Here is a 26,828-nt window from a genome sequence, read left to right as displayed (position 1 = left end):
TGTCGCCTTCCTCCTTCCCTTGGGGACCCGCCCTTTGAGCAAGACTTCCCCCCTCGCCAGCATGACCGGCTTCGCCCGCGCGGAAGGTGCCGCCAGCGGCACCTCGTGGATCGTCGAGGTGAAGAGCGTCAATGGCCGCGCGCTGGATCTGCGCACCCGCCAGCCCTCCGGCTTCGACGCCATCGAGGCCCTGACCCGCGCGGAGGTGAACCGCCTGATCCGCCGCGGCAACGTCACCCTGAACCTGACCGTCAACCGTACCGCCACCACGGCCCCGCTGCGCCTGAACCGTGAGTTGCTGGCCCAGGTGCTGGAATTGGTGCGGGAGATCGAGGGCGCCGGCGCGGCGCCGCCCCGCATCGACGCCCTGCTGTCCGTGCGCGGCGTCATCGACACGGGCGAGGAGACGGAACAGCCGGAGGAGCGGGCGGAACTGGAGGCTGCCATCGGTAAGACCGTGACCCAGGCCATCCTGGCCCTGGCCAGCGCCCGCGCCGCCGAGGGCGCGCGCCTGCACGCGGTGCTGACCGGCCACCTGGATGAGATCGCGTCGCTGACCGAGGCCGCCGCCAGCACCGCCGCGCTGCAGCCCGCGACACTCCGGGACAAGCTGAAGACCCAGGTGCAGGCCCTGCTGGAGGCCGTGCCGGCCCTGCCGGAGGAGCGCCTGGCCCAGGAGGCGGCGCTGCTGATCGCCAAGGCCGATGTGCGGGAAGAGCTGGACCGCCTGCGCGCCCACATCGCCCAGGCCCGCGACATGCTGGCCGAGGGGGCCGCCGTGGGCCGGCGCCTGGACTTCCTGTGCCAGGAATTCAACCGCGAGGCCAACACCCTCTGTTCCAAGTCCGCCGACGTGGAACTGACCCGCATCGGCCTGTCGCTGAAGGCCACGATCGAGCAGTTCCGCGAACAGGTTCAGAATATCGAATGAGCACGCCCCCCCTAGTGAGTACGCCCATGACCGCCGACACCCCGTCCCCCGCCCTGCCCCCCTACATGCACCGCCGCGGCCTGATGCTGGTGCTGTCCTCGCCGTCCGGCGCGGGCAAGACCACCATCGCCCGCCGCCTGCTGGAGCAGGATGATGAACTGACCATGTCGGTTTCCGCCACCACTCGCGCCAAGCGGCCGGGCGAGGTTGCCGGCGTGGACTATCACTTCACCAGCCTCACCGAATTCGACCTGATGGTGAACCAGGGCAAGCTGCTGGAATACGCCAAGGTCTTCGACAACTACTACGGCACCCCGCGCGAGCCGGTGGAACAGGCGCTGGCGGGCGGCCGCGACGTGCTGTTCGACATCGACTGGCAGGGCACGCAACAGCTGAAGGAAAAGGCCCGCGACGACCTGGTCAGCATCTTCATCCTGCCCCCGTCGGCCCGCGAACTGGAACGCCGCCTGACCAGCCGCGCCCAGGACAGCCAGGCCGAAATCGCCAAGCGCATGAGCAAGGCGTCCAACGAGATGAGCCACTGGGCCGAATACGACTATGTCATCATCAACAATGACGTGGACAGCTCCGTCGCCAAGGCCCACGCCATCCTGACCGCCGAACGCCTGGTGCGCCGCCGCCAGGTGGGCCTGTCGGAGTTCGTGAAGGGCCTGCAGGCGGGGGTGTGAGGCCATGCGCCGCCGGGACCCGGCCCCGGTGGCAGCTTCCTTACCACCATCACCTTTTCGGCGCAGGGCCATGCGGCCGACAGGCAGTCGGCCGCGTTGTCTGCTTTCCTGGAAACTGCCGCCGACGGCGGAGCGGGACCCGCAATGGCCGCCCCGTGTCGCCGCCCCCGTTGGATCTGAGCGCGGCGCGGGGCGGCCAGGTGTGGTCTATTTGCACGATCAGCGCTGGTGCATCCGTGCTGGCTGCACCCTCTTGATCCTGACACCGGAAGGCGGCAGTGATCGGGGCGTGTTCAAAACCATCATCAGCTAACAGCCGATTCGAGTTATGGACGATGCCACTAACGGCTGGCACGATATCGCATTTACGTTGGAGAGTTGACCCCTTTTTGAAGGGGGATTTCGACCTGCATCCATTACATCAGATAAACTTATTTCATCTGGGACCAAAATATGAACAATGTATTTACATACATCTTCATTACCATCATCCCCCTGTTAAAGTGGTGTGGAGGTGGCTATCTTCTGGCTATTGATAAAATATTGAAAAGATTTTTTCCAGCAATGCACGAAAAATTTGGCGTAATACCCCAGAAAACACGCACAACTATTGAAGTTATTCTTATTATCTTAGGGGTTTTTTACGTTGGATATAGCGCGTGGAATGATGAATATGAGAATAATCAAAAAATATATTCATCGATCGAAAAACAAATTCCATCGGACAAGGAAAATACCGACCCAGATGGCATATACCAGGGATCTGAGAAAGTTGGCCAGGTAGTTGGAGCGGAGCAAAATCTCAGTGAGTCCAAAATAACATTTAAAGAAATACAGGCTAATGGCGATTTCTCTAAGGAAACTCTATTCAAATATAGAGGATATTATCTCCTGATGACCAATAGTGATTCCGCGACCCGAAATAAGATCGGGAATAAAATTCAGAGCCAGACATTCTATAATGTTGAATGCCAAGTACTTACAAGGCCATAATTATTCAGGATTTATCTGTTAATAAATAAACTGCCGCGCCCAATCCCAAGACGAGAACTCACTCCATCCCCGCCGTCTGCAGGCCTGCCAGGAAGCGCTTGGCCTGCTCTATCAGGGCACGGCGGCGGGCGGTGTCCTCCGCGTGGCGGGCGGCTTCGGCGGCCACGTCTGAGCCACAATGGGGGCAGGTCTCCTCGTGCGGCCAGATGTATTGGTCGCAGCCCCGGCAGACCTCCAGCCTGGGCGGCGTGGTGCCGCCGCCCGCCGCGCGCTCGCGGGGGTGGATGTGGACATGTTCCGGGTCGCGTGCCGGCAGGGGTGGCGCATCCTCCATGCCCGGGATGGCCTCGGTGATCAGGGCGAATTCGCTAATGGCGAAGCTCTCTGGTGGCGCCTCCTTGACCTTCACCACCCGCTCGCGCAGGCCGTGCTTGGCCAGATCCAGCACCCGGTGGTGGCAGTAGGGGTTGTTGCCCCGGCGGCCCAGCAGCGATTCGGACGTCCAGGTGCAGCCGGCGCGGCAGGCGTCGGCGTAGTAGCAGGTGCGGCAATAGCCCCACATCTCCTCCACCGAGCGCAGACGGCCGAAGCTGATGCGCTCCGTATGGCGCCAGATATCCTCCACCGTCATGTCGCGCACATGACCGGCGGAATAGAGCGAGGTGGCCAGCGAGGGGCAGCCCTTGATGGTGCCGTCGGCCTCGATGCCGATGGTGGTCTGGCCGGCGGCGCAGCCGGTCCAGTGCATGGACTCATCGCCATAGCCGCGCCACATGCGCTCATAGGGCCCGAAATAGCCGATGTTGTTGCCCACGATCATCAGCAGCCCGCGCTCCACCCCCTCCTGATACAGGCGGGCCAGCAGGGGCATGACGTCGATCAGCTGATAGGGCTGCAGCAGCAGGTCGGGGTTGTCGACGGCGTTGCCCATGGCCACGGTCAGTTGGATCTGCCAGTGGGTGGCGCCCGCTTCGATGATGCGGTCCATCAGGTCCGGCAGATGGGCCGGCGTCTCCGGCCCGATCTGGGTGTTGACCGACACGTCCAGGCCCAGCACCTTGGCCCGGCGCAGCGCGCTGATGGCCTGGTCGTAGGAGCCGGGGACGCCGCGCACCCGGTCGTGCAGATCGGGCAAGCCATCGATGGAGACGCCCAGCCCCTGCAGGCCGGCCGCTACCGCCTGGTCCAGGCGGGCGTCGGTCAGGTTGCGGGCGCCGGTCTGGATGGCGGTGCGCATGCCATGGTCGCGGCAGCGGCGCACGATGTCGATCCAGTCGCGGCGCAGATAGGCCTCCCCCCCGATCAGGGTCATCTCGCGCGTGCCGAGGGCCGCCAGTTGGTCAACCAGGTCCAGCGCCTCCGCCGTGGTCAGCTCATCGGCGCGGGGCCGGCCGGCGCGGGAACCGCAATGCTGGCACTTCAGATTGCAGGCCAGCGTGATCTCCCACACCACATGCACCGGCACCAGGTTGTGGTGGTCCTCCATCCGGCGGAAGCGGACGGGCACCTCTTGCGGGGCAGGCGACAGGGCGGACGCGCTGGTGTCCATGGGGCGGGTTCCTTGAGAGATGGGCGGGAAAGCGGCCGGCACCCGTAAGCGCCGGCCGGCCTCAAGACGGCACCGGGCTCAGGGCTTGCGCGCCTCGGCCTTGGCGATCTCCAGCTTCAGGTGCGTCAGCAGGGTGGGGACGTCGCCGTATTGCTGCACATGCGCCTCGGCCTCGGCGGCCAGCTTCTTCAGTTCCGCCAGGTCGCCCTTGGCGATGGCATCGGTGATAGCGACGCCGTACAGAGTGTGAACGGATGACATGGTTTACCTCCCGGGTTTGGCGCTTGGGATCAGGGCTTGGCGGCCTCGGCCTTGGCGATTTCAACCTTCAGCAGCTGCAGCACGGTGGCGACGTCGCCGTATTCCTGCAGGTGCTTCTCAGCCTCGGCATGCAGGCTCTTCAGGTGCGCCAGGTCGCCCTTGGCGATGGCCTGGGTGGCGGCGACGGCATAAAGGGGGATGTGACTCATGATATATCCCTTATAAGTTGTAGTTGTGGACGTGAAAAGGCCCTGTCCGGGCTTCGGAATCAGGGCGTCTTGCCGGCCTCAAGCTTGGCGATGGCCGCCTTCAGGTGCGTCAGCAGCGTCGGGATGTCGCCGTAACGCTGGACGTGGTCCTCGGCCAGGGCCTTGGCCCGCTTCATTTCCTCCAGGTCGCCGCTCGCGATGGCCTGGGTGATGGCAACGCCATAAGGCTGAATGATCGTCATCGTTTTCCCCACTGTTTTGAAAGGGCCACTGTTTTCGAAGGGTCGCGGATGGCGCGCGGGTGCGGCCGCCCCGCCCGGGGGCGGGGACCTGACATCATGGAATGGTCAAAAACAGCACGGTCCCTGCGGACCGGGGAGCGGGTCCAGCGTCTGGGCGCCGCCTCCCGAGCGGCAGGGTGGTCAGGCCACGGCTTCGTTGTCTTGGCCGAACTTTTCTGGCCCGAGGCCGCCCCGGAGTCAACTTAAATGATTGCAATATGCAGTTAATACAACTTATGGAGTCACTCCCGCCCCGGCCGCCAGATGGCGCCGCTGAGGGTGGCGGCAACACACAGCGCGGCGGAGGCCAGGGAGGCCGCAGCCACCAGGCTGAACAAAATGTCGAGGCCGGCGCCCAGCCCCACTGCCAGCCAGCCCAGCCCTGCCGCGACAATCAGGCGCAAGGTGCCGGCCAGGAAGGCCCACAGAGGCCGACCGCCGCCCTGGGAGGCAAAGCCCAGGATGAAGGTCAGGCCCACGGCGCCATAGACCGGCCCTACCGTGCGCAGGTAATGGGCGCCATGGGCCAACACAGCGGGGTCATGGCTGAACAGATCGACCCAGGCGGACGGCCACAGCGCCACAGCCAGGCCGATCGCCTCCGTCACCGCGGCCCCCATCAGGGCGCCGATCCAGGCGGCGCGGCGCGCACGGGCCTGGTTGCCCGCCCCCATGGCTGTGCCCACCAAGGTCAGAACCGCCGTGCCCAGGCCAAACAGCAGGGGGATCAGCAGATAGTCAAGGCGGGAGCCCATGCCGAAGCCGGCCAGCGCCTCCGTCCCGAAACGGCCGACGGCACCCGTCACCAGAAGAGTGATCAGGTTCAGCTGCAGGGCGCTGAGGGCCGAGACGATGCCCACGCCCAGGATGTCGCGGAACAAGCGCCCCTCCAGCGGGACGCGGCGCAGGACCAGGCCCGACCGGCCGCGCACCATATAGGCCAGCAGCACGCCCGCCGCCACGGTGTAATAGCCGCTGACCGCCATACCGGCGCCGGCGACACCGAAACCGTGGATGGGGCCGATGCCAAAGATCAGGAAGGGCGACAGCGGGATCATGACCGCCGCCCCCACCAGGGTGACCAGCGCCGGCACCCGCACATTGCCGATGCCGCGCAGCACGGCCGACATGAGGTTGATGATCCACACCGGCACGGCGCCGGCGAACAGCCAGCCGGAATAGGACAACGCCGCGTCCAGCGCCCCGCCAGTGCCGCCCAGCAACCGGTACAGCGCCGGCCCGCCCAGCCGCAGCGCCAGGGTAAAGACTAGGCCGAAGGCGGCGGCCAGGACCAAGGCGTGGAATACCAGGGCGTTGGCGTCGCGCACCCGCCCCGCCCCCATGGCGCGCGATACGGCCGCCGCCACGCCGCCGCCGATGCCGCCGGCCGCCACCATGGTCATCAGCATGGATACCGGCAGCACCAGGGCCGCCCCCACCAGGGCGTCCGTGCCCAGCGCGCTGACGTAATACGTCTCCGCCACGCCGACGGCCGTCTGGATAACCAGCACCACGATAGTGGGCAGGGCCAGGCGCAGCATGGTGGGCACGATGGCCCCGTGCAGCAGGGCGTGGCGGGCGGGCGGCACCGGCTTGGCCTCCACCCGGGCGCCTTCCCCGGCCTCGGATAAGGTTTCCGCCGGCGTCGTGCCGATGTCGGTGGTCATGATTCTCGTCCCCATCTGGATGGAATAGGAGGATATGCTCTTATATGCAGGCATATACTCCTATCTGGCGCGATGCGCCAGCGCCTGATAGAACAGCGGCGTAAGGAGAGCGGAATGAGTTTCGACCAGCAGCGCGACGGCGTCGCCCATTGCAACTGCGGTGCCCTACGACGGGCGGCCCGGCGGATGACCAATTTCTATGACGCCAAGCTGGCGCCCACCGGTCTGCGCATAACGCAGTTCTCGATGCTGGCCATGGTGTACGAGGCCGGCACGCTGTCGGTGAACGAGATGGCGGCGCGCCTGGATCTGGACCGCACCACCACCGGCAAGAATTTGCGCCCGCTGGAGCGGGAGGGTCTGATCCAGACCACCCCCTGCCCCACCGACCGGCGCAGCCATGAGATTACCCTGACCGACAAAGGCCGCGAGGCCCTGCGCGCCGGCACCCCCCTGTGGCGGGAAGCCCAGCGGGAATTCGAGGCGGCCAATGGCGGGGACGAGGCGGCCGCCCTGCGCCAAACACTGGGCAGCCTGAGCATCCCAACCTGACCGGCCTTCCTAGAACGAGATGCGGCCGGTGAAGACCCAGGCGTGGTCCAGGGTCGGGGTCAGCGCCGGCTCCCGCTGCAGGCTGGGCGAAACGGCGAACTGGTAACCGAAGCCGAAGTTGGCTTTGGAATGGCCGCCCAGCGGGAAGCGGCCGAAGATGATACCGGGGGTCAGCAGCACCTGGTTCTTGCCGTCGCGCAAACCGCCGGACCAATAGGTGTCGTTCACCTCCAGCTCCGGCCAGAAATAGTCGTCCAGGTGGTACTGAAAGGTGACGTTGGTGGCCACCGCCGTGCCGATGGTGTTCTCATGCGCCATGGGGATGGCCACGCCCACGGTGCCCTGCACGTCGAAGCGGCCGAAGCCCTTGCCGGCGGCCAGCGTCGGCGTCACCAGCCAGGCGTCGTTGGTGAAGGCCTTGATGCCGGTGGGCGCCTGGAAGCCCAGAAAGGCCGTGACGATGTAGTCGCCTTGCTCCGCATTGGCGGACAGCAGGCGCTGCTTCACCAGCAGCACGGGGTCATCCCCGAAGCCCTGTACTGGCTTGACGTTGCTGCGCACCTGATATGGGGGGATGTTCAGCACCACCTCGGTAGTGGCGGTAGGGATCAGTTCCAGGCCTTTGCCGCCGCCATAGTTGCGAACCATGGCGCCGGTGCCCTGGTACTGGTTGGTCTGGTCGAAGCGGAATTCCTGCTCCAGCCGCGGGGTCACCGTAACCAGGGGTGTCACCCAGCTGGGCTGAGTCGACTGGGCCTGATCCACGCGGGCGTACCAATTGTTGAAGTAATCGCTGATGGCATCGGTGCTTGCTGCATGCGCCGAGCCAGCCGGCGCGCTTAAGACAAGCAAACTTGACACCACAGCACCAACGGCAGTGGGACGGATCATGACGAGAACTTCCTTCGGGATTTTCGTTATATTTTCCCGTATACATCGCCCCCAGCCGATGGCCGATTAAAATACTTTTTAATCAGGCGCTGAGCCGCGCGGCCCGCTGGAAGGCCTGGGGCGGCTGGCCGAAGGCGCGCAGGAAGGCCCGGCGCATGCGCTCACGATCGCCGAAGCCGGTCTCGCGCACGATGATCTCGATGGGATGGCGCCCCTCCTCCATCAGCACGCGCGCGGCCTCCAAGCGCAAATTCTCCACCGCCTTGGCCGGCGACTGGCCGGTTTCGGCATGGAAGGCGCGGCTGAACTGCCGGGGGCTGAGGTTCGCCACCTCCGCCAGTTTTTCCACCGACAGATCCGCCGTCAGGTTTTCGCGGGCGTAGCGCAGCGCCTTCTGGATGCGGTCCGACCGGGGCTCCAGTTCCAGCAGGGCGGAGAACTGGGACTGTCCGCCCGGACGGCGGTGATAGACCACCATCTTGCGCGCCACGGCCCGCGATATATCTACACCCAGGTCAGCCTCTACCAGGGCCAGCGACAGATCGATGGCGGCGGTCATGCCGGCGGAGGTCCAGATGGGTCCGTCCTGGATGAAGATGCAGTCCTCATCCATACGCACAGCCGGAAAATCCCGCTGCAGCGTGCGAGCATAGACCCAGTGGGTGGTGGCCCGCCGGCCCTCCAACAAGCCGGCCTCGGCCAGGATAAAGGCGCCGGTGCAAACACTGGCCGTGCGGCGGGAAACACGAGCAGCGTCCCGGACCAGGTCCACCAGCCCAGGCGACGTCGGCGTGATCTCCATCTGCCCGGCCACCATCAGCGTATCATAGGCCAGCTCGTCCGGGGCACGGCTGTCCACGGCCACCCCAGCGGAGCTGACAACCAGGCCGCCCGTCTCCGACACCAGGTGCACGTCATAGATGGCGCGCCCGGCGATGACGTTCGCCACCTCGAACACCGTGACCACTACCAGGTCCAGAATCTGGAAACCGGGGAAGACGACGAGACCAACGCGCCGCATGGCGACCTCCAACACCCCTGACAGACATGATGTCCTAAAAGGTGGCATCAATGACATTCAGGTCATGACCGTGCGCTCGTATTCTTCCCTTGTCAACGCCGGCATCCCGCCGGCCTCAAGGGAAACCGGATCATGAGCACCACTTCTTCCTCCAAGGGCACCGCTGTCGTCACCGGTGCCTCCTCCGGCATCGGCGCCATCTACGCCGACCGCTTGGCCCGCCGCGGCTATGACCTCATCCTGGTGGCGCGCAACGCCGCCCGGCTGGAGAGCCACGCCCAGCGCCTGGCGGCCGAGACCGGGCGCAAAGTGGAGGTGCTGGCGGCCGACCTAACCAAACCGGCCGACCTGCGCGCCGTCGAAGCCCGCCTGCGGGAAGACCGCAGCATCACTGCCCTGGTCAATAATGCCGGCGTGGGGGCGACCGCCCCGCTGCTGGAGGGCAACGTGGACGCCATGGAGGCGATGATCCAGCTGAACGTCACCGCCCTGACCCGCCTGACCTACGCGGCGGTGCCCGGCCTGGTGGCGAGGGGCGGCGGCCTGGTCATCAACATCGCCTCCGTCGTTGGCATCGTGCCGGAGCTGATGAACGGCACCTACGGCGGCACCAAGGCCTTCGTCGTGGCATTCACTCAATCTCTGCATCATGAGCTGGCAGGCAAGGGGCTCCGTGTCCAGGCCGTGCTGCCCGGGGCCACGCGGACGGAGTTCTGGGATGTGGCCGGCGTGCCGGCCGACAACCTCCCGCAGGAATGGGTGATGTCGGCGGAAGAGATGGTCGACGCCTCCCTGGTCGGCCTGGACCAGGGCGAGTTGATCACCATCCCCGCCCTGCCCAACCAGGCCGACTGGCAGGCCTATGAGGACGCCCGGCAGAAGCTGAAGCCCAACCTGTCCCACTCCAGCGCCGCCGCCCGCCTGAAGCCGGCCGCATAAGCCAGCGCACGAAACGGAACGGGCCGCCCCATCGCTGAGGCGGCCCGTTTGCTTACACCTGAGGTATACTCAATAAACAGTCCCCGTTCCCGTCCCCATCTGCGTGCTCTGCTGCTGCGCCGCCGGGGTGGCCTGCACCCAGACGCTGCCACCATCGCCACCGTCCAGCACGCCTTCGCCGCCCTTGGGCTCGGTGCCGGGAATGAAGGCTTCCCAGATGGCCTTGCGGTCCCCGGGCTCGGCCAGGCGGCCGGTTTCGGGGTTCACGCGCACCAGGCGCACGCCGGGCGGCACGCGGAAGGGCAGCGAGGGCTTGTCGGCCAGCGCCGTCTCCATGAACTCCTTGAAGATGGGCACGGCCACCGAGGCGCCCGTCTCGTGATCGCCCAGGGAGCGCGGCTGGTCGTAGCCGGTGAAGACACCGAACACCAGGTCGGGGGAGAAGCCGACGAACCAGGCGTCCTGGCTGTCGTTGGTGGTACCGGTCTTGCCCGCCAAAGTCTTGCCCAGCACCCGCAGCGCCGCCGCCGTGCCGCGGTCGACCACGCCCTGCAGGATGTTGACGATCTGGTAGACGGTGCGGGGATCCTCGATCTGCTCGCGCGTGTCGGGCACGTCCGGCACCGCGCCCACGTCAGCGACAGGCGCCACGGAGCCCGGCGTCAGCTGGCAGCCTTCGCAGGCGCGCTGGTCGTGGCGGTAGATGGTCTTGCCGCTGGCGTCCTGCACCCGGTCGACGAAGGTGGGGGTGATGCGCTTGCCGCCGTTGTCCAGCATGGCGTAGGCGGTGGTCAGCTTCAGCACCGTGGTTTCCCCGGCGCCCAGGGCCATGGACAGTTCCGGCGCCAGGTGGTCGCTGATGCCGAACAGCTTGGCCTCATTCACCACCGCCGGCATGCCGATGTTCTGCGCCAGGCGCACGGTCATGACGTTGCGCGACTTCTCGATGCCCACGCGCAGCGGCGTGGGGCCGTAGAACTGGTCGGTGTAATTGCTGGGCCGCCACTTCTCCTGCCCCGCCCCCTGCTCCAGCGAGAAGGGCGCATCCAGCACCAGGCTGGAGGGGGTGAAACCCCGGTCCAGCGCCGCCAGGTAGACGAAGGGCTTGAAGGCGGAACCGGGCTGGCGGTTGGCCTGTGTGGCGCGGTTGAAGGCGCTGATGCGGGCGCTGAAGCCGCCGCTCATGGCCAGGACGCGGCCGGTGCGCGGGTCCATGGCCACGACCGCCCCTTGCAGCTCGGGAACCTGGCGCAGGGCGTAGACACCAGGAATGGGCTTCGCGTCTTCCGCCTTCTGGCCCTTCGAGGCCGGCTTGGCCTCCGACATCGCGGCATCGACCATGATCAGGTCGCCGGGCGTCAGCGCGTTGGCGCGCTTGGCCCAGCGCACGTCGGCCGGCAGCAGCTTGCCCTGGCTGCCGTCCTTCAGGCCGATGGCGGCCTCTTCGCCATCGGCCTTCAGCACCACGGCCAACTGCCAGCGTTCACCGCCGGCCGGCAGGGTCGCCTTGGCCAGCTGGTCCTGCCAGTTGGCCGGGCCATCCAGGTGGGCCACCGGGCCGCGCCACCCCTTGCGGCGGTCGAACGCCTCCAGCCCATGGCGCAGGGCCTCCACCGCCGCCTGCTGCAGCTTGGGATCCAGGGTGGTGCGGATGGACAGGCCGCCCTCATACAGCTTGGACTCGCCGTAAACGGACAGCAGCTCGCGCCGCACCTCCTCCACGAAGTAATCGGCGTCGACCTGGCCCTCGGAATGGCGGTCGCGGAAGGTCAGCGGCCGGGCCTGGGCCTCCTTGGCCTCGGCGGCGGTGATGTAGCCATCCTCCGCCATGCGGCCCAGCACGTAGTTGCGGCGGGCGATGGCGGCGTCATGGAAGCGGTCGCGGTAATAGCGGTCCGGCGCCTTGGGCAGGCTGGCCAGGAACGCCGCCTCATCCACCGTCAGCTCATCCAGCGACTTATTGAAGTAGTTCAGCGCCGCGGCGGCCACGCCGAAGGAGCGGTTGCCCAGGAAAATTTCGTTCAGGTACAGCTCAAGGATGCGGTCCTTGGAGAGCGCGTCCTCGATCCGGTAGGAGAGGATAGCCTCCTTGATCTTGCGGACGTAACTGACCTCGTTGTTCAGCAGGAACAGGCGCGTCACTTGCTGGGTGATGGTGCTGGCGCCGATGGGCCGCCGGTCCTGCCCCACCCGTTCCACGTTGGTGGCCATGGCGCGGGCGATGGCCAGCCAATCCACGCCGCCATGCTGGTAGAAGTTCTGGTCCTCGGCCGAGACGAAGGCCTGGCGCACGCGCTTCGGGATCAGGCTGATGGGCACGAACACCCGCCGCTCCGCCGCGAACTCGGCGATCAGCCGGCCGTCGCCGGCCTGAACCCGTGTGGCGGTGGGCGGCTGGTAGTCCACCAGCTGGTGATAATCCGGTAGGTCGGCCGCGTAATGGCGATAGCCCAGGTAGAGGCCGACGCAGCCAGCGCCCGCCAGAATCAACAACACGACCAACAACTTGACGAGAATGCGCATGGAACCGACCGACACCCGCAGGCGATAAGACCGAAAGACGGCCGCACCCTAGCAGGAAGCGCCCGCCCTGTCGCCGTCCGGGCGGCGGCGGCGCGCATGCCCCAGGCGCACGACTGCCGGCGACAGGTTATTGCGTCGAGTGTGGCTTATTTGCGTGAGCGGGAGCGGCGCGGCCCAAAATAGCCGTCGATTGCGCGCACCAGGTCGGCGGCGAAACGGCGGCGATGGCTGTCCGAAGCCAGCAGGCGGGCGTCGGTGGGATGGGAGAGGTACCCCATCTCCACCAGGATGGCGGGCACGTCGGGCGCGGTCAGCACGGCGAAACCGGCGGAGCGCAGGGGCGAGTTCAACAGCGTGATGTCGCGCCCCACCGACTCCACCACCAGGTTGGCCAGGCGACGGGACTGGTTGCGGGTATCGCGCTGCGCCAAGTCGATCAGGATGCTGGCCACCTGCGCGCTTTGGTCCGCCAAATCCATGCCGACGATGGCGTCGGACCGGTTTTCGCGCTGGGCCAGCATGTCGGCCTCACGGTCGGTGGCCTTGTCCGACAGGGTGTAGACCGACAGGCCGCGCACCGGCCGCCCCACCACGATGTCGGCATGCAGCGAGATGAACAGGTCGGCCCCCAGCGCCCGCGCCTTGCCGGGCCGCTCGCGCAGGGGGATGAAGACGTCGCTGTCCCGGGTCAGCGCCACGCGGTAGCGGCCGGTGGCCTCCAGCGCGCGGGCCACCGCCCGGGCCATGGCCAGCGTGATGTCCTTCTCATAAGCGCCGGTGACGGATGTCGCGCCCGGATCGTCGCCGCCGTGGCCGGGGTCCAGCACGATCAGGGGCGTGCGGTCGCGCAGGGTGGGCTTGGCGCCCGGCGCTGGCGGCACCATCACCACCGGCGCCGCCTTGGGCGGGGGCGGCGGATCGGACGGCAGTGTGGGCAGGGCGCCCACGCGGTTGGCGGCGGGCACCACGGCGGCCCCCACGGACGGAACGCCCGGCGGCGGCGCCTCCGGCAAGACGGCGACGGCCTTCTCTTCCGCGCGGGGTGGCGGCGGTGCGGATGGGCCGGCGACGGCCGCCATCAGGCTGCCCAGATCGCCGTGGGCCAGGTCCAGCACCAGGCGCGGCGGATGGCCGTCACGCGCCGGCAGGAAATCGGCGTTGGCCACGCGCACCGGGCCATCGGTTTCCAGCACCACCTGGGCCGACCCGGTCAGGCTGCTGGTCATGCGGACGGCCTTAACCAGGCCCCGGCCGGCCCCGGGCAGGGCCGCCTGCCAATTGACCGCTGGCAGATCGATGACCACCCGCGTCGGGCTGACCGAGGTGGCCACGCGGTAATCGGTGCGCTCGCTCATCTCCAGGACGAAGCGGGTCTCGTCGCCCTGCAACCCCAAGCGCACGGCCAGCACCGCGCTGCGCTTGGGCGCGGATGGCACGCGCAGTACTTGCGCCTGCGCCACCTGGGTCTGGGCCATGTCTAGAGTGCCCAGGCTGCCGGCGGAAACCGTCATGGGAATGATCGCGGATATCAGGCTGAGGGTGCCCGCCAGGGTCCCGGCCAGGGCCGCGCGCCGCGTCCCCCGGTGCCCCCAGAACAAACAGTGTCGGCGCCCAAAGGCGGACAAGACACATCCCCCCGAAACAGAACGAGACGGGCTCAGCACCCGGCCTTATACCGCCCTTGAATCAACCGCTTCAAGCATGATCATGAGATCTTGTCTAAGAAACGACGGATAGGTGGCGCCGGAGCGGCACCGATACCGGCCCGGCGCCTGCTGCAATCGACGCCCGCGTCATGACCTGTCCCGTTCCCCCCCCAAGGGGCGCACTGCGGGGACTGTGATTCTTTCATTGTAGTATGGGCCACCCCGTGTTTATCTTGAATTCGCGACAACCAGTATCCTGGCCCGCCCCTCCCCGGGGCGGGGCGTCGCCCCCGGGTTTCGTGCCGCAGCCAGCCAAGTCCGCTGTGATGCGATCCGTGGGCGTGACGCCTGGAAGGATGCTCGGTCCTGTGAAACCACGAAGCCGGCGCTGGCCCCTTTGAAAGTCTGGGCCGGCGCCAGGTTCCGGTCGCCCGCCCCCCCGCTGGCCGCTTCCTGGAAGCGCCGTTTCGGGGTGTTCTTTCCTCGGCGGCGATGGGGACCCGATGCTTCGGCACTAAACGGTGGCACACCGGTCAACCCGTTCGTCGCGCGGGCCGGCCGTCTCTGTGCCATGAGGATAAAAAATGGCCAAGCGTATGCTTGTCGACGCCACGCATCCGGAGCAGACCCGGGTTGTCGTGGTCAATGGTAACAAGCTGGACGAGCTTGATTTCGAAATCGCCAGCCGGAAGCAGCTGAAGGGCAATATCTATCTTGCCAAGGTGATCCGGGTGGAGCCGTCGCTGCAGGCGGCTTTCGTGGAATACGGCGGCAACCGCCACGGCTTCCTCGCCTTCTCCGAAATCCATCCCGACTACTACCGCATCCCGGTCGCCGACCGCGAAGCCCTGCTGCGGGAGCAGGAGGAGCTGGAGCGCGAGCGCGAGGCGATGGAGCACGAGGAGGAGGAGGCCCTGCACGCGGCGGAGCACCCGCCTCTGCTGGAAGCCGGCGCCTCCGCCGTGAGCTATGAGGAAGGCGAAGCCGCCCCGGCCGCCGCTTATGAGGCGGTGGCCGACGAGGTTGGCGCGCATGAAACCGTGGCCACCGACCTGGTGGTGCCGGAGGGTCATCCGGAAGAGGCCTACGTGCCCCCGGCCCAGCCCCTGACCATTGAGCAGCCCTACATCACCGAGGATCTGCCGGCGGAACACGCCACCACCGGCGACGCCGATGGCGAAACTGCCGAGTTCGCCGAGGGTGCGGACTTCACCGAAGGCGACGACGACGTCGAAGACGGTGACGAGGGTGAAGACGGCGAGGCCGCCGAGGGTGAGACCACCGAGGGCGAGAATGCCCGCCAGGGTGGCGACCGCCGCCGTCACCGCGGCCGCCGGGGCCGTCGCGGCCGTAACGATCGCGGCGGGGATCGCGCCCCGCAGGAGAACGGCCACCATGGCGAGGCCGCGCACGCCGACGAGGAGGGCGAGGAACGCCGCCGTCCGCGCTCGCTGCGCTCTTACAAAATCCAGGAAGTCATCCGCCGCCGGCAGATCCTGCTGGTGCAGGTGACGAAGGAAGAGCGCGGCACCAAGGGTGCGGCCCTGACCACCTACCTGTCCCTGCCCGGCCGCTACTGCGTCCTGATGCCCAACACCCCCCGGGGCGGCGGCATCAGCCGGAAGATCACCAACCCGCAGGATCGCAAGCGCCTGAAGGAGTTGTTGGAGGAGCTGGACATCCCGAAGGGCATGGCCGTCATCCTGCGCACCGCGGGCATGGAACGGTCCAAGCAGGAGATCAAGCGCGACCTCGAGTACCTGATGCGCCTGTGGGACAACATCCGCGAGCAGACCATGCAAGCGGTGGCGCCGGCACTGATCTATGAGGAAGCGAACCTCATCAAGCGGTCCATCCGCGACCTGTACGCCAGCGACATCGACGAGGTGCATGTGGAGGGCGCGGCGGGCTACCGCACCGCCAAGGACTTCATGCGCATGCTGATGCCCAGCCACGCCAAGAAGATCCAGCTCTATACGGACGACATTCCGCTGTTCCACCGTTTCCAGGTGGACAACCAGATCGACGCCATGTTCAACCCGGTGGTGCAGCTGCGCTCCGGCGGGTACATCGTCATCAACCAGACGGAAGCCCTGGTCGCCATCGACGTCAACTCCGGCCGCGCCACCAAGGAGCGGAACATCGAAGAGACGGCGCTGCGCACCAACCTGGAGGCCGCCGAGGAGGTGGCCCGCCAGCTGCGCCTGCGCGATCTGGCCGGCCTGATCGTCATCGACTTCATCGACATGGAGGACGGCCGCAATAACGCCGCCGTCGAGAAGCGCCTGAAGGAGGCCATGAAGGCCGACCGGGCGCGCATCCAGCTGGGCCGTATCTCGCCCTTCGGCCTGATGGAGCTGTCGCGTCAGCGCCTGCGCCCGTCGCTGCAGGAAATCAACTTCGAGCGCTGCCCGCATTGTGAGGGCACCGGCATGGTGCGCTCGCTGGAAAGCGCCGCGCTGGCCGTTCTGCGCGCCATCGAGGATGAAGGCATCCGCCGGCGCTCCACCGAGATCACGGTGACAGCCGCCAGCTCGGTCACCCTGTACATCCTGAACCAGAAGCGCGACGCCCTGACGGCCATCGAACGCCGCTACGGCTTCCGCGTCTTCCTGTCGGCCGACGACAGCCTGGTGCCGCCGGACCACCGTCTGGAACGCATCCGCGCCCGCACTGCGGCCGACGACCAGCCCGCCGCCGCCGTGAGCGCCGAGCGCATCTATGCCGAGACCGATCGTGCGCTGGAGCACGTGGACGAGGTGGAGGACGAGGTCGCCGAAGAGGAGATCGAGGAGACCACGGCCGAGGCTGCCAACGGCGAAGGCAATGGCCAGGATCGCCGCCGTCGCCGCCGCCGCCGTCGTGGCGGTGCTCAGGACCGGTATGAGGGCGCGCCGCAGGCCGTGGAAGCGGCCGAGGGTGAGCAGCCCGTCGAAGAGGCCGACCTGGCCGTTGCCGAGGATGCTGATGGCGAAGGCGCCGAATCCGCGGAAGCGGCCGATGGTGATGACGCCAATGGCGAGCGCAAGAAGCGCCGGCGCGGCAAGCGCGGCGGTCGCCGTCGCGGCCGCCATGGCGTCGAGGGCGCGGCCGAGGGTGAGGATCATGAGGGTGGTGCCGAGGGCGAGGACGCTGTCGACGCCGAGGGCGTGACCATCCCGGCCGAAGGCGAGGCCGTGCCTGTGCCGGCCACCGAGCCGGTGGAGACCACCACCACCGAGGCCGCCCCGGTGGACACGCCGGTCGCCGAGGTTCTGGTGGCCGAGGCCGCACCGGTCGAAGCGGCCCCCGCCGCCGAGCCGGTCGCGGAAGAAGCCCCCGCCAAGCCCAAGCGCGCCACGCGCAGCCGCAAGAAGGCCGCACCGGTGGCGGAGGAGGCCCCTGCCGCCGAAGCCCCGGTGGCCGAGGCCGCACCGGTCGAAGCGGCCCCTGCCGCCGAGCCGGTCGCGGAGGAGGCTCCGGCCAAGCCCAAGCGCGCCACCCGCAGCCGCAAGAAGGCAGCCCCCGTGGACGCCCCGGCTGATGCTCCGGTCGCCGAGCAAGCGCCGGCGGTGGCCGAGCCCGTCGCCCCCATCGCGGCGCCCGAGCCGGTGGCGGTGGCGGTGGAGCCTGCGCCCGAGGCCACGTCTTCCGAGACGGCCACCCCGGAGGTCCACCCTTCGGTGGAGCTGAACCCGGTGGTGGAGCAGCCCAGGAAGGGCTGGTGGAACCGTATCCTGAAGTAAGCCCCTGCTGGACAGAGGGCCTAGTGCCATAATCCTAAAAGAATCAGCCCTCCCGAACTGCGGTTCGGGAGGGTTTTTTCATGTACGATGTGTTTCAGTGAATGGGTTCCCCGTGTGAAGGCGACGGTGCCTTTGGGCACGATGTTCACTGAACGCCATCCCGCGACTCGCCCTTCTCGCGGAAATTGCCCTTTTTTAACGCTAGGTCGTCCTCATGCACACTGACACCGATGCCTTGATCCTGATCGATATTCAGAATGACTTCTGTCCCGGGGGCGCCCTGGCGGTTAAGGACGGCGACGCGGTGGTGGAGCCGGCCAACGACTTGGCGGCCCATTTCAACACCGTCATCCTGACCCAGGACTGGCATCCGGCCGGCCATCTCTCCTTCGCCAGCGCCCACCCCGGGCACCGGCCCTATGACATGGTGCAAATGCCCTACGGCCCGCAGATGCTGTGGCCCGACCATTGCGTCCAGGGCTCCGCCGGCGCGGCGTTCCACCCCGGGCTGGCGCCGGCGGTGGAGAAGGCGCAGCTGGTGGTGCGCAAGGGCTTCCGCCCCCACATCGACAGCTACTCCGCTTTTTTCGAGAACGACAAGGTGACGCCGACGGGCCTGGCCGGCGCCCTGCGGGAGCGCGGCATCCACCGCATCTACCTGGCCGGGCTGGCCACGGATTATTGCGTGGCCTACTCCGCCACCGACGCCGCCCGCCTGGGCTTCGAGGCGTTGATCGTGGAAGACGCCTGCCGCGCCATCGACCTGCATGGCTCGCTCACCGCCGCCCGCCGTGATTGGATGGCGGCCGGCGTGCGCAGCGTCAGCGTCGCCGACGTCCTGGCCCTGGCCGCCCCTCTGGCCTCGGTGGCCTGACCGCCCCAGCCCTCACCCCCACGAGTTTCCGGGGCGGCACCGTTCAAGGCGTCCCGCCGCAGGGCACCCCTGCCCTATGCGGCCGGCGGGACAAGGCCGCCCTTGTTGACGCTGGCGGCAATCTGTAGCTTTCTGGCCCAAATGATCCGGACCGCCTTCGCCGGGCGGCGGCCCGGTCTATTTTTATGCCCTTCGTGCCCCGAGGTGATGGGTTTGCGCTACACCATCCTGATTTCCGTCCTGAACGAGCAGGGGAACATCCTGCCGCTGCTGGAAGAACTGCAAGCCGTCGCTCCCTACCCCGGGGACTATGAGGTCCTGTTCGTTGACGACGGCAGCACGGACGGCACGCCGGATGAGCTGCAGCAGGCCAAGGCCAAGTATCCCTTCGTGCGCGTCATGCGCCACGGCAAGCGGGCGGGCAAGAGCCGCGCCATCCGCACAGGCTGCCATGCCGCCAAGACCGACTGGATCATGATGGTCGACGGCGACATGCAGAACGATCCCCGCGACATCGCGCCCATGCTGGCGGCGGTGGAACGGGACGCGGAGGTGAAGGTGGTATGCGGCATCCGCCGCCGCCGCGACGACACCCTGGCCAAGAAGATCACCTCGCGCCTGGGCAACGGCATCCGCCGCGCCCTGCTGCGCGACGGATGCCCCGATACGGGCTGCGGCTTCAAGCTGGTCCATCGCGCGGCCATGCTGGAACTGCCGCAGTTCGACGCGGTGCACCGCTTCATCCCCACGGTCGCCACCTACAGCGGTTGGAAGATGGCCAACGTGCCCATCAACGACCGCAAGCGTCACGCCGGCCGGTCCAAGTACACCAACATCGGCCGCGCCTTCGTCGGCTTCTTCGACCTCTTGGGCATGCTGTGGATGCTGCGGCGGAACACCATGCCCGGCACGGTGCGGGAGGTCTGAGCCATGGTGTGGGACCATATCGCGCAGTTCCTGATGCACTGGTGGCAGGCAGCGCTGGGCAAGAACGGCTGGATCGCCGCCTTCGGCCTGTTCGGCCAGGCCATGTTCATGTCGCGCTTCATCGTGCAGTGGATTTCCAGCGAGCGCGCCGGCCGCAGCGTCGTGCCCGTGACCTTCTGGTATTTCAGCCTGGCGGGCGGCGCCCTGGTGCTGCTGTACGGCCTGCTGAAGCCCGACCTGGTCATCATCGCCGGCCAACTGCCCGGCCTGGTGGTCTATGCCCGCAACCTGCACCTGATCCATAAGCACAAGCGCGCCGAAGCCGCCGCCGCGACCTGACGGGACGCCCGATCGATGAACGACACCTTCCGCCCCGCCGTCCTGCGGCCCGTGCACTATGTCATCCTGGCGCTGCTGGCGCTGGCGACCTTCCTGCCGGGCTTCACCACCATCCCACCCTTCGACCGGGATGAGAGCCGTTTCGCCCAGGCGACGCGGCAGATGCTGGAAACCCGCGACTTCGTGTCCATCCGCTTCCAGGATGAGGCGCGCAACAAGAAGCCGGTGGGCATCCACTGGCTGCAGAGCGCCACGGTCACGGCCGTGCAGGCCATCACCGGCGAGCATGACCCCGAGACCACGCCCATCTGGGCCTATCGCCTGCCCTCGCTGATCGGCGCCGTCGCCGCCGTGCTGCTGACCGCCTGGGCGGGACAGCTGCTGTTCGGCGCCACCGCCGGCTTCGGCGCCGCCCTGCTGATGTCCGTCTGCGTCCTGCTGAGCGTCGAGGCGCGCATGGCCAAGACCGACGCCGTGCTGCTGGCCTCCGTGGTGGCCGCCATGGGCGCGCTGGGCCGCATCTACCTGGACCGGCGCAAGCCCATGCCCCCCACCTGGGGCCTGACGCTGACCTTCTGGATCGCCCTGGGCGTGGGCATCCTGATCAAGGGGCCGGTCATCCTACTGCCCGTGCTGGGCAGCATCGTCACCCTGGGCTTCGCCGACCGCGACTGGTCCTGGCTGAAGAGCCTGCGCCCCCTGCCCGGCCTGGCCATCGTGCTGGCCATGGTGCTGCCCTGGGCCATCCTGATCGCTATCGCCACCAAGGGGCAGTTCTTCGCCGACGCCATCGGGCACGAGTTCCTGGGAAAGGTGAATTCGGGCCAGGAGAAGCACGCCGGTCCGCCGGGTTATTACCTTATCACCTTCTGGCTCAGCTTCTGGCCGGGCAGCTTGCTGGTGGGCCTGGGTGCCGCCTGGGCCTGGCGCCGCCGCCATGACGACGCCGTGCGCTTTTGCCTGGCCTGGATCGTGCCCACATGGCTGATCTTCGAGGCGGTGGCGACCAAGCTGCCCCACTACGTCCTGCCCACCTTCCCCGCCCTGGCCCTTCTGGGCATGGCGGCGCTGCTGTCGCGCATCGACGCCAAGGCGGCGGCGGAAAAGGCGGCCAACCGCAACGTTCCGCGGGAAGAGCGTGTCCGGCCCCCGCTGGCCGGCCGCATCGGCCGCTGGGCTGTCATTGTCCTCTACCTCGTCATCACCGGCGCGCTGGCTGTGCTGGGTGCCGGCGCGCCGCTGCGGCTGGAGGGCACCAACCTGCCGGCGGGCTTCGTCGCCGGCGGCCTGGCGCTGGCCACCGGCATCGCCTTCGTGGTGCTGGAGCGCATCGGCTGCCTGAAGCGGCTGACCCTGGGCGTCGCCGCGGGCGGGGCCCTCAGCATGATCTCCATCCTGGGGCTGGTCATGCCCAGCCTGAAGGCCATGTGGCTGAGCCCCGCCATCGCCCAGGCTGTGGCCGACCACCGCCTGTGCCCCACCACCGTGCTGGCGGCCACCGGCTATACCGAGCCGAGCATGGTGTTCCTGGTGGGTACCAAGACCAGGCTGGGTGAGCCCGACATGGTGGCCAACCACCTGGCCGACGACCCTGGCTGCGCCCTGGCCCTGGTGCGCGACAAGGAAGAGCCGGCCTTCGCCGCCCAGCTGGCCGCGCGCGGCCTGTCGCCGGAGCTGATCAAGCACTTCCGGGGCTTCAACTATTCCCGCGGCAACTGGGCCAACCTGGCCCTGTACCGCGCCGGCGCCCCCCAGAACGCGCCGGCGGCGACCGAACCCGCGCCCCAACCGCCGGCAGCGGAACAGCCCGCAGCGGCGACGCCGCAGCCGTGAACCGCAGGACGTTGATGGCCTGGGCCGGCTTCCTGGTGCTGGAGGCCGGCCTGGTACTATGGGTCGACCAGCCCTTCACCCGGTGGGCGGCCGATCTGCCACCCTGGGTCAGGGCCCTCAGCCATCACCTGACACGGGCGGGCGACAGTCTCTACAGCCTGGTACCCTTGGGCCTGGCGGCCATCGCCCTGGTGACCGCCCGCGCCCAGGCGGAGGGGGCGCAACGCGAGCGGCTGGGCCGCTGGCTGGGGGCCGTGGCCTTCGTCTTCCTGGCGGTCGCCCTCTCCGGTCTGGCAGTGGACGCCGTCAAGGCCGTGGTGGGCCGCCCCCGACCGGTGGTGTTCCTGAGCGAGGGCGCCATCTGGCCCCAGCCCTTCCACATGGGCTTCCGCTACTATTCCTTCCCCTCGGGCCACGCCGACACGCTGGTGGCACTGGCCCTGTCGGTCGGCATCCTCTGGCCGCGCGGGCGGCTGGGGCTGCTGGCGCTGGCCTTGGCGCTGGCCACCACCCGGCTGTGGGTGGGCGCGCACTATCCCTCCGACGTGCTGGGGGGTGCGGCCATGGCGGTGCTGACCACCCGGCTTTTACGCGATAGCTTCACACGCCGCGGCTGGCTGCCGGCGCCGGATGGCGCTATGGTCCGGCCCCGAGAACCGTTTCAATCGTAACGACCCACTGGAGGACACACCATGGCTGGCCGTATTGACGCCCGTCTTAAAGAACTCGCCATCGAACTGCCGACCCCGGCCATCCCGGTGGCGGCCTATGTGCCGGCCGTGCGCACCGGCAACACCCTGTTCCTGTCCGGCCAGGTGACCTTCTGGAATGGGGAACTGCGCTGCGTCGGCAAGCTGGGCGACAATTTCACCGTCGAGCAGGGGCAGGAAGCCGCCCGCCTGTGCGCGCTGAATCTGATCGCCCAGGCCAAGGCCGCCCTGGACGGCGACCTGGACCGCGTGGTGCGCGTGGTGAAGCTGGTGGGCTTCGTCAACTCCACCGCCGACTTCACCGACCAGCCCAAGGTCATCAACGGCGCCTCGGAAACCTTCGTGCAGGTTTTCGGCGATGCCGGCCGCCATGCCCGCTCCGCCGTCAGCGCCGCCTCGCTGCCCCTGGGCGTGGCCGTGGAAGTGGAAGCGATCCTGGAAGTGGCCTGAAGCCGCATACCTGTTCGCCCGCCCTTGTTAAATGCCCGTCGGCACCCGACTATTTACGTCGGGTGCCGGTGGAGCGGGATAGCGTGATGGCGGATGGAAGCAGCGACTGGACGACGGGTCTCAAGGTGGCCGTGGCGCCGCGCATCGGTGCGCTGGACGCGACGGACTGGGACCGGCTCGCGGCCAGTGACGCCTATCCCGGCCATCCCTTCACCCGCCACACCTTCCTGCGCATGCTGGAGGACAGCGGCTCCGTTGGGCGCAAGACGGGCTGGCTGCCCCAGCATCTGACGGTGCGCGACGCCCAGGGCCGTCTGGTGGGCGCCGCCCCGATGTACCTGAAGTCCCATTCCTATGGCGAATACGTGTTCGACCAGGGCTGGGCCAACGCCTATGAGCGCGCGGGCGGGGAGTATTACCCCAAGCTCCAGGTCTCCGTCCCCTTCACCCCCGTGACCGGACCCCGCCTGATGGCGGATCCCGCCTGCCCCGATCCCGACGGCGTGCGCCGCCTGATGGTGGCGGCGTTGCGCGCGGCGGCGGTGGACAACAAGCTGTCGTCCGTCCACGTCACCTTCCCCACCCCGGAAGACAGGGCCGCGCTGACGGGCGCCGGCTGGCTGGACCGCCACGGCATCCAGTACCATTGGGAGAACCGGGGATACCGCGACTTCGCCGACTTCCTGGGCGCCTTCAGCAGCCGCAAGCGCAAGGCGGTGCGCAAGGAGCGCCAGGCCGTGGCCGACAGCGGTGTGGAACTGCTGACGCTGACCGGCGCCGAGCTGCGGGAGGAGCATTGGGACGCCTTCTTCCGCCTGTACAACGCCACCAGCGATCGCAAGTGGGGCTGGGCCTACCTGACGGAGGATTTCTTCCACCGGCTGGGGGCGGAGATGGCGGACAGCGTCGTTCTGGTCATGGCCCGCGACCCCGCCCGACCGGATGCGAAAGGCCGCCCCACCTGGGTGGGGGGTGCCCTGAACCTGATGGGCGATGACACCCTGTACGGCCGCAACTGGGGCTCGGCCGGGGACTATCCCTTCCTGCATTTCGAGGCCTGCTATTACCGCGCCATCGAGTTCGCCATCGAGCGCAGGTTGAAGCGGGTGGAGGCCGGCGCGCAGGGGGAACACAAGGTGCAGCGCGGCTATCTGCCCGTCACCACCTACAGCGCCCACTACATCGTCGATCCCGCCCTGCGCCGCGCCGTGGCCGATTTCGTGGAGCGGGAACGGGAAGGCGTGGCTGCCGACATCGAGACGCTGATGGCCGAAAGCCCCTACCGCCAGGGCGACGGCGGATCCGAATGAATCAGGTCCACCGGCTGTCCGTGGGCGCCCACGGCCTGAGCGTCCTGGCCGCCGGGCCCGATCCGGTGGAACAGGCCGCCCGGCCCATCATCATGGTGCACGGCACGCCGGGCAGCGCCGGCGGCTGGCGCTGGTTCCTGGGGCATGGCCCCAAGGGGGTGTCGCTGCTGGCGCCCGACCGGCCCGGCTTCGGCCGCAGCGAACCGAAACAGGCGCTGATCGGGCTGAAGGCGCAGGCCGGCCGCCTGGCGCCGCTGCTGTCGCTAAACCCGGCCAATCCGCCGGCCATCCTGGTGGGCCATTCCATGGGTGGCCCGGTGGTGGCCCGGCTGGCCCTGGAGCAGCCCCACCGCGTGGCGGCACTGGTGCTGGTCGCGACTTCCTTCGATCCGGACCTGGAGCACCAGCACCCGCTACAGCCCTGGGCGGACCGGGAGCCGTGGCGCCGCCTGCTGCCCCGCCCCCTGCGCAATGCCAACCGGGAACTGTTGACCATCGTGCCGGAGCTGCGCGCCCTGGCGCGCGACCTGGGCCAGTTGCGTTGCCCCGTCGTCATCCTGCATGGCACCGCCGACCGGGAATCGCCCTACGGCAACGTCGCCTATCTGCAGCGCCACCTGACCCATGCCATGGTGGAGGTGCGCACGCTGGAGGGCGCCGGCCACTTCCTGCCCTGGACCCGGCGCCGGGACGTGCTGGCCGCCATCGAGCGGGCGCGGGCGCTGTGCGCCGCGTGATCAGAAGGGCGCCCGGTCCAGCACGCCGAAAGCCAGGCTGAACAGCAGGGCGGCGTTCAGCAGCATGAGGGGCGGTGTGATCCAGGCGGCCAAGCCGGCGAACTGCCGCCCCACGGCGCGCCCCGCCACCGCCACGGTCATCAGGCTGGGCACCGTGCCGACGGCAAAGGCCGCCAGCACCAAGGCGCCACCCGCGGCGGAGCCGCTGCTGACCGCCGCCGCCAGGGCGGCATAGACCATGCCGCACGGAATGAAGCCCAGCAGCACGCCCAGGAAATAGCCGTTGAGGCCGCGCGGGTCGGCGAAAAGGCCCCGCAGGGGCCGCGCCAGCAAGGCCGTCAGGCGGGCGGCCCCCGCCGTCCCCAGGCTGAACCGTCCCGCCGGAACCAGGCGCAGCAGGCGCGGCGCCACCCGGCCCAGGCCCACCAAGCCCTGGCGCAGGAACAGCAGCGCGGCGATGCCCAGGAACAGGGCCAGCAGCCAGCGATATTCCGTCGCCCGCACCACCAGGCCGGACAGGCCGCCCGCCACCGCGCCCAGGCCGGCGTAGGTGGTCAAGCGCCCAAGGTGATACGGCAGCAGCAGGGCGCCACCGGCCCGCGCCAGCGCCGGGCCGGGCGCCTCCCCCGCCGCGCCCACCTGGGCCAGCACGAAGGGACCGCACATGCCCACGCAATGGCCGAAGCCACCGGTCAGGCCCGCCATGAATACAGCGGCCATCAGCGCGGGCAGGCTTAGAGGGGCGGATTGCAGCATGGACAGATGGTCGTGCATCGGGCGATGTCCGGATCAAGATCTGCCTCCAGCCATAAACCATGCGCCGGCCGCATCACTTGATCCGGATCAGTTGAAACGCGTTTTTGCGGGCGCCCGGCCTTACGGCGCGATCAGCCGCAGTTGCACCGCCACCGCGATGGCGTGGTACTTGCTGTGCACCCCCAGCTTGCGCATGGTGTTGGTCAGGTGGAACTCCACCGTGCGGTCGGAAACCCCCATGATATCGGCCGTCTCCGCCCGCGTCTTGCCCCGGCAGGCCCACACCAGGCATTCCCTCTCGCGGTCCGTCAGCGAGGGTGGGACCAAGGGTGGCAAGGCCACCTCGCGGCGCAGGTTCAGCGCCCGCTCATGATAGAAGGACCCGGCCAGCCGCAGCCAGGCGGGGCGGTGTTCCGGCCGGTCCAGCAGATCCGGTTCCTGGCGCCAGAACAGGCTGATCAAGGCGGAAGCGGGGAAGCCGTGGCCATCCACCGCATGCAACGGCAGCACGAAGCCCTGGCGGTAGCCGAAGTCCCGGGCGATCTCCATGACCTGCCGCGCGCGGTTGCGCGCGCCCCGGCCGCCGCCCCTGGCCGGCCGGAATTCCGGAACATCGGCCCAGGTGAAGGGCGCGTTGGTGGTGGCGGCCCGGTTCACCACCGGGTCGTACCCCAGAAGATCCTCTGCCAGATAGGTCTCTAGAAAATCCTTCCGTAACGACGTTTGGTAGAACGGTACAGGCTCCTCGGCAATCGGCAGACGCCGCACATCAACGTAGCTGGCGGCGTCGAAGCCCAAATTAGCGACCTGCCTGTCCAGGGCGTTCTTCAAATCGTCCAGGGTTCCGGCGGACGTGAAGGCCGACAACATATCCTCGATCTTTCGCATGGCCATCTCTTCATCGCGGGTGGATGCCTCGACACGGCCGGCGCGAGGGAATACCTCGGCATATGCCCAGCTTTTTCGAGGCCCCTAACGATGTCGTACTGACCCCGGAAAAACGGGCGGAGTTGGA

The 26,828-nt window shown here is 68.0% G+C and carries 25 protein-coding genes; 14 read left to right on the top strand and 11 right to left on the bottom strand.

Annotation, left to right across the window (positions count from 1 at the left end; translation table 11 throughout):
* Positions 1-61: 61 nt before the first annotated feature.
* The 3 genes from Y958_RS16760 (at position 62) to Y958_RS31475 (ending at position 2,613) form a co-directional block, all read left to right on the top strand.
* Positions 62-931 carry a YicC/YloC family endoribonuclease gene (locus tag Y958_RS16760; protein ID WP_088873153.1) on the top strand — a complete coding sequence of 290 codons (870 nt, stop codon included), beginning with the start codon at positions 62-64 and terminating at the stop codon, positions 929-931.
* Between the two features lie 26 nt (positions 932-957).
* On the top strand, positions 958-1,620 hold the full coding sequence (gmk, locus tag Y958_RS16755; RefSeq protein ID WP_088873152.1) for a guanylate kinase: 663 nt from the start codon (positions 958-960) through the stop codon (positions 1,618-1,620).
* Positions 1,621-2,073: 453 nt separating this feature from the next.
* On the top strand, positions 2,074-2,613 hold the full coding sequence (locus Y958_RS31475) for a hypothetical protein (protein ID WP_145727566.1): 540 nt from the start codon (positions 2,074-2,076) through the stop codon (positions 2,611-2,613).
* 58 nt (positions 2,614-2,671) lie between these two features.
* On the opposite strand, the gene Y958_RS16750 is transcribed toward Y958_RS31475, so the two are convergent.
* The 5 genes from Y958_RS16750 to Y958_RS16730 all read right to left on the bottom strand — a co-directional run bounded on the left by Y958_RS16750 (position 2,672) and on the right by Y958_RS16730 (position 6,580).
* Positions 2,672-4,162 (bottom strand): GDL motif peptide-associated radical SAM/SPASM maturase, encoded by a 1,491-nt coding sequence (locus Y958_RS16750; protein ID WP_088873151.1) that lies wholly within the window; start codon positions 4,160-4,162, stop codon positions 2,672-2,674.
* 78 nt (positions 4,163-4,240) lie between these two features.
* Positions 4,241-4,423, bottom strand: a complete 183-nt coding sequence (locus tag Y958_RS16745; RefSeq protein ID WP_040847175.1) for a DUF1843 domain-containing protein — start codon at positions 4,421-4,423, stop codon at positions 4,241-4,243.
* A 29-nt stretch (positions 4,424-4,452) separates the two neighbouring features.
* Positions 4,453-4,632 (bottom strand): DUF1843 domain-containing protein, encoded by a 180-nt coding sequence (locus Y958_RS16740; protein ID WP_088873150.1) that lies wholly within the window; start codon positions 4,630-4,632, stop codon positions 4,453-4,455.
* 59 nt (positions 4,633-4,691) lie between these two features.
* Positions 4,692-4,874, bottom strand: a complete 183-nt coding sequence (locus Y958_RS16735) for a DUF1843 domain-containing protein (RefSeq protein WP_040847170.1) — start codon at positions 4,872-4,874, stop codon at positions 4,692-4,694.
* 281 nt (positions 4,875-5,155) lie between these two features.
* Positions 5,156-6,580: an MATE family efflux transporter gene (locus Y958_RS16730; RefSeq protein WP_088873149.1), complete on the bottom strand. Its 1,425-nt coding sequence runs from the start codon at positions 6,578-6,580 to the stop codon at positions 5,156-5,158.
* Between the two features lie 114 nt (positions 6,581-6,694).
* On the opposite strand from Y958_RS16730, the gene Y958_RS16725 reads away from it, so the two are divergent.
* Entirely contained in the window at positions 6,695-7,132 is a 438-nt protein-coding gene (locus Y958_RS16725) for a MarR family winged helix-turn-helix transcriptional regulator (protein ID WP_088873148.1), read from the top strand.
* A gap of 9 nt (positions 7,133-7,141) precedes the next feature.
* Here the strand turns inward: Y958_RS16725 and Y958_RS16720 are convergent, their stop codons facing one another.
* Both Y958_RS16720 and Y958_RS16715 read right to left on the bottom strand, forming a co-directional pair.
* Complete coding sequence (locus Y958_RS16720; RefSeq protein WP_145727567.1) at positions 7,142-8,023, bottom strand: hypothetical protein; 882 nt, start codon at positions 8,021-8,023, stop codon at positions 7,142-7,144.
* Between the two features lie 82 nt (positions 8,024-8,105).
* Positions 8,106-9,044 (bottom strand): GlxA family transcriptional regulator, encoded by a 939-nt coding sequence (locus Y958_RS16715; protein ID WP_088873146.1) that lies wholly within the window; start codon positions 9,042-9,044, stop codon positions 8,106-8,108.
* A 132-nt stretch (positions 9,045-9,176) separates the two neighbouring features.
* Between Y958_RS16715 and Y958_RS16710 the strand changes: the two genes are divergently transcribed.
* Positions 9,177-9,983, top strand: coding sequence for an SDR family NAD(P)-dependent oxidoreductase (locus tag Y958_RS16710; RefSeq protein ID WP_088873145.1), 807 nt, complete (start codon positions 9,177-9,179; stop codon positions 9,981-9,983).
* Positions 9,984-10,052: 69 nt separating this feature from the next.
* Here the strand turns inward: Y958_RS16710 and Y958_RS16705 are convergent, their stop codons facing one another.
* Together Y958_RS16705 and Y958_RS16700 are read right to left on the bottom strand one after the other, a co-directional pair.
* Entirely contained in the window at positions 10,053-12,506 is a 2,454-nt protein-coding gene (locus Y958_RS16705) for a penicillin-binding protein 1A (RefSeq protein ID WP_244909559.1), read from the bottom strand.
* Between the two features lie 146 nt (positions 12,507-12,652).
* A complete protein-coding gene (locus Y958_RS16700; RefSeq protein WP_145727568.1) occupies positions 12,653-14,017 on the bottom strand; it encodes an N-acetylmuramoyl-L-alanine amidase in 1,365 nt (454 codons plus the stop codon).
* Positions 14,018-14,736: 719 nt separating this feature from the next.
* Between Y958_RS16700 and Y958_RS16695 the strand changes: the two genes are divergently transcribed.
* From Y958_RS16695 to Y958_RS16655, 9 genes are all read left to right on the top strand, one after another.
* A complete protein-coding gene (locus Y958_RS16695; RefSeq protein WP_088873143.1) occupies positions 14,737-17,877 on the top strand; it encodes an Rne/Rng family ribonuclease in 3,141 nt (1,046 codons plus the stop codon).
* 214 nt (positions 17,878-18,091) lie between these two features.
* The gene (gene pncA / locus Y958_RS16690) at positions 18,092-18,751 is read left to right on the top strand and encodes a bifunctional nicotinamidase/pyrazinamidase (protein WP_088873142.1); all 660 of its coding nucleotides are present in this window, start codon (positions 18,092-18,094) and stop codon (positions 18,749-18,751) included.
* A 213-nt stretch (positions 18,752-18,964) separates the two neighbouring features.
* The gene (locus Y958_RS16685; protein ID WP_244909558.1) at positions 18,965-19,678 is read left to right on the top strand and encodes a glycosyltransferase family 2 protein; all 714 of its coding nucleotides are present in this window, start codon (positions 18,965-18,967) and stop codon (positions 19,676-19,678) included.
* A 3-nt stretch (positions 19,679-19,681) separates the two neighbouring features.
* The gene (locus tag Y958_RS16680; RefSeq protein WP_088873140.1) at positions 19,682-20,017 is read left to right on the top strand and encodes a lipid-A-disaccharide synthase N-terminal domain-containing protein; all 336 of its coding nucleotides are present in this window, start codon (positions 19,682-19,684) and stop codon (positions 20,015-20,017) included.
* A gap of 15 nt (positions 20,018-20,032) precedes the next feature.
* Positions 20,033-21,850: an ArnT family glycosyltransferase gene (locus Y958_RS16675; RefSeq protein ID WP_088873139.1), complete on the top strand. Its 1,818-nt coding sequence runs from the start codon at positions 20,033-20,035 to the stop codon at positions 21,848-21,850.
* A 14-nt stretch (positions 21,851-21,864) separates the two neighbouring features.
* On the top strand, positions 21,865-22,521 hold the full coding sequence (locus tag Y958_RS16670) for a phosphatase PAP2 family protein (RefSeq protein ID WP_088873138.1): 657 nt from the start codon (positions 21,865-21,867) through the stop codon (positions 22,519-22,521).
* A gap of 21 nt (positions 22,522-22,542) precedes the next feature.
* A complete protein-coding gene (locus Y958_RS16665) occupies positions 22,543-23,010 on the top strand; it encodes a RidA family protein (RefSeq protein WP_088873137.1) in 468 nt (155 codons plus the stop codon).
* 86 nt (positions 23,011-23,096) lie between these two features.
* Positions 23,097-24,320: a GNAT family N-acetyltransferase gene (locus tag Y958_RS16660; protein ID WP_088873136.1), complete on the top strand. Its 1,224-nt coding sequence runs from the start codon at positions 23,097-23,099 to the stop codon at positions 24,318-24,320.
* On the top strand, positions 24,317-25,057 hold the full coding sequence (locus Y958_RS16655) for an alpha/beta fold hydrolase (RefSeq protein ID WP_088873135.1): 741 nt from the start codon (positions 24,317-24,319) through the stop codon (positions 25,055-25,057). Before Y958_RS16660 ends, Y958_RS16655 begins: the two co-directional genes overlap by 4 nt.
* Here Y958_RS16655 and Y958_RS16650 read toward each other — a convergent pair whose 3' ends face one another.
* The gene (locus Y958_RS16650; protein ID WP_088873134.1) at positions 25,058-25,831 is read right to left on the bottom strand and encodes a sulfite exporter TauE/SafE family protein; all 774 of its coding nucleotides are present in this window, start codon (positions 25,829-25,831) and stop codon (positions 25,058-25,060) included.
* Positions 25,832-25,933: 102 nt separating this feature from the next.
* Positions 25,934-26,701, bottom strand: a complete 768-nt coding sequence (locus Y958_RS16645) for a helix-turn-helix transcriptional regulator (RefSeq protein ID WP_186291442.1) — start codon at positions 26,699-26,701, stop codon at positions 25,934-25,936.
* Positions 26,702-26,828: the final 127 nt, after the last annotated feature.

The sequence above is a fragment of the Nitrospirillum viridazoti CBAmc genome (genome assembly GCF_000730165.1).
Lineage (GTDB): Bacteria > Pseudomonadota > Alphaproteobacteria > Azospirillales > Azospirillaceae > Nitrospirillum > Nitrospirillum viridazoti.
The sequence above is the reverse complement of the archived record's forward strand: the minus strand, read 5'-3'. Positions and strand labels throughout refer to the sequence as shown.

Bases quoted from the DNA above. Each gene is read 5' to 3' on its own strand.
- Y958_RS16760 (WP_088873153.1), top strand. From the start codon at position 62: ATGACCGGCTTCGCCCGCGCGGAAGGTGCCGCCAGCGGCACCTCGTGG.
- gmk (WP_088873152.1), top strand. From the start codon at position 958: ATGACCGCCGACACCCCGTCCCCCGCCCTGCCCCCCTACATGCACCGC.
- Y958_RS31475 (WP_145727566.1), top strand. From the start codon at position 2,074: ATGAACAATGTATTTACATACATCTTCATTACCATCATCCCCCTGTTA.
- Y958_RS16750 (WP_088873151.1), bottom strand. From the start codon at position 4,162: ATGGACACCAGCGCGTCCGCCCTGTCGCCTGCCCCGCAAGAGGTGCCC.
- Y958_RS16745 (WP_040847175.1), bottom strand. From the start codon at position 4,423: ATGTCATCCGTTCACACTCTGTACGGCGTCGCTATCACCGATGCCATC.
- Y958_RS16740 (WP_088873150.1), bottom strand. From the start codon at position 4,632: ATGAGTCACATCCCCCTTTATGCCGTCGCCGCCACCCAGGCCATCGCC.
- Y958_RS16735 (WP_040847170.1), bottom strand. From the start codon at position 4,874: ATGACGATCATTCAGCCTTATGGCGTTGCCATCACCCAGGCCATCGCG.
- Y958_RS16730 (WP_088873149.1), bottom strand. From the start codon at position 6,580: ATGACCACCGACATCGGCACGACGCCGGCGGAAACCTTATCCGAGGCC.
- Y958_RS16725 (WP_088873148.1), top strand. From the start codon at position 6,695: ATGAGTTTCGACCAGCAGCGCGACGGCGTCGCCCATTGCAACTGCGGT.
- Y958_RS16720 (WP_145727567.1), bottom strand. From the start codon at position 8,023: ATGATCCGTCCCACTGCCGTTGGTGCTGTGGTGTCAAGTTTGCTTGTC.
- Y958_RS16715 (WP_088873146.1), bottom strand. From the start codon at position 9,044: ATGCGGCGCGTTGGTCTCGTCGTCTTCCCCGGTTTCCAGATTCTGGAC.
- Y958_RS16710 (WP_088873145.1), top strand. From the start codon at position 9,177: ATGAGCACCACTTCTTCCTCCAAGGGCACCGCTGTCGTCACCGGTGCC.
- Y958_RS16705 (WP_244909559.1), bottom strand. From the start codon at position 12,506: ATGCGCATTCTCGTCAAGTTGTTGGTCGTGTTGTTGATTCTGGCGGGC.
- Y958_RS16700 (WP_145727568.1), bottom strand. From the start codon at position 14,017: ATGACGGTTTCCGCCGGCAGCCTGGGCACTCTAGACATGGCCCAGACC.
- Y958_RS16695 (WP_088873143.1), top strand. From the start codon at position 14,737: ATGGCCAAGCGTATGCTTGTCGACGCCACGCATCCGGAGCAGACCCGG.
- pncA (WP_088873142.1), top strand. From the start codon at position 18,092: ATGCACACTGACACCGATGCCTTGATCCTGATCGATATTCAGAATGAC.
- Y958_RS16680 (WP_088873140.1), top strand. From the start codon at position 19,682: ATGGTGTGGGACCATATCGCGCAGTTCCTGATGCACTGGTGGCAGGCA.
- Y958_RS16675 (WP_088873139.1), top strand. From the start codon at position 20,033: ATGAACGACACCTTCCGCCCCGCCGTCCTGCGGCCCGTGCACTATGTC.
- Y958_RS16670 (WP_088873138.1), top strand. From the start codon at position 21,865: ATGGCCTGGGCCGGCTTCCTGGTGCTGGAGGCCGGCCTGGTACTATGG.
- Y958_RS16665 (WP_088873137.1), top strand. From the start codon at position 22,543: ATGGCTGGCCGTATTGACGCCCGTCTTAAAGAACTCGCCATCGAACTG.
- Y958_RS16660 (WP_088873136.1), top strand. From the start codon at position 23,097: ATGGCGGATGGAAGCAGCGACTGGACGACGGGTCTCAAGGTGGCCGTG.
- Y958_RS16655 (WP_088873135.1), top strand. From the start codon at position 24,317: ATGAATCAGGTCCACCGGCTGTCCGTGGGCGCCCACGGCCTGAGCGTC.
- Y958_RS16650 (WP_088873134.1), bottom strand. From the start codon at position 25,831: ATGCACGACCATCTGTCCATGCTGCAATCCGCCCCTCTAAGCCTGCCC.
- Y958_RS16645 (WP_186291442.1), bottom strand. From the start codon at position 26,701: ATGCGAAAGATCGAGGATATGTTGTCGGCCTTCACGTCCGCCGGAACC.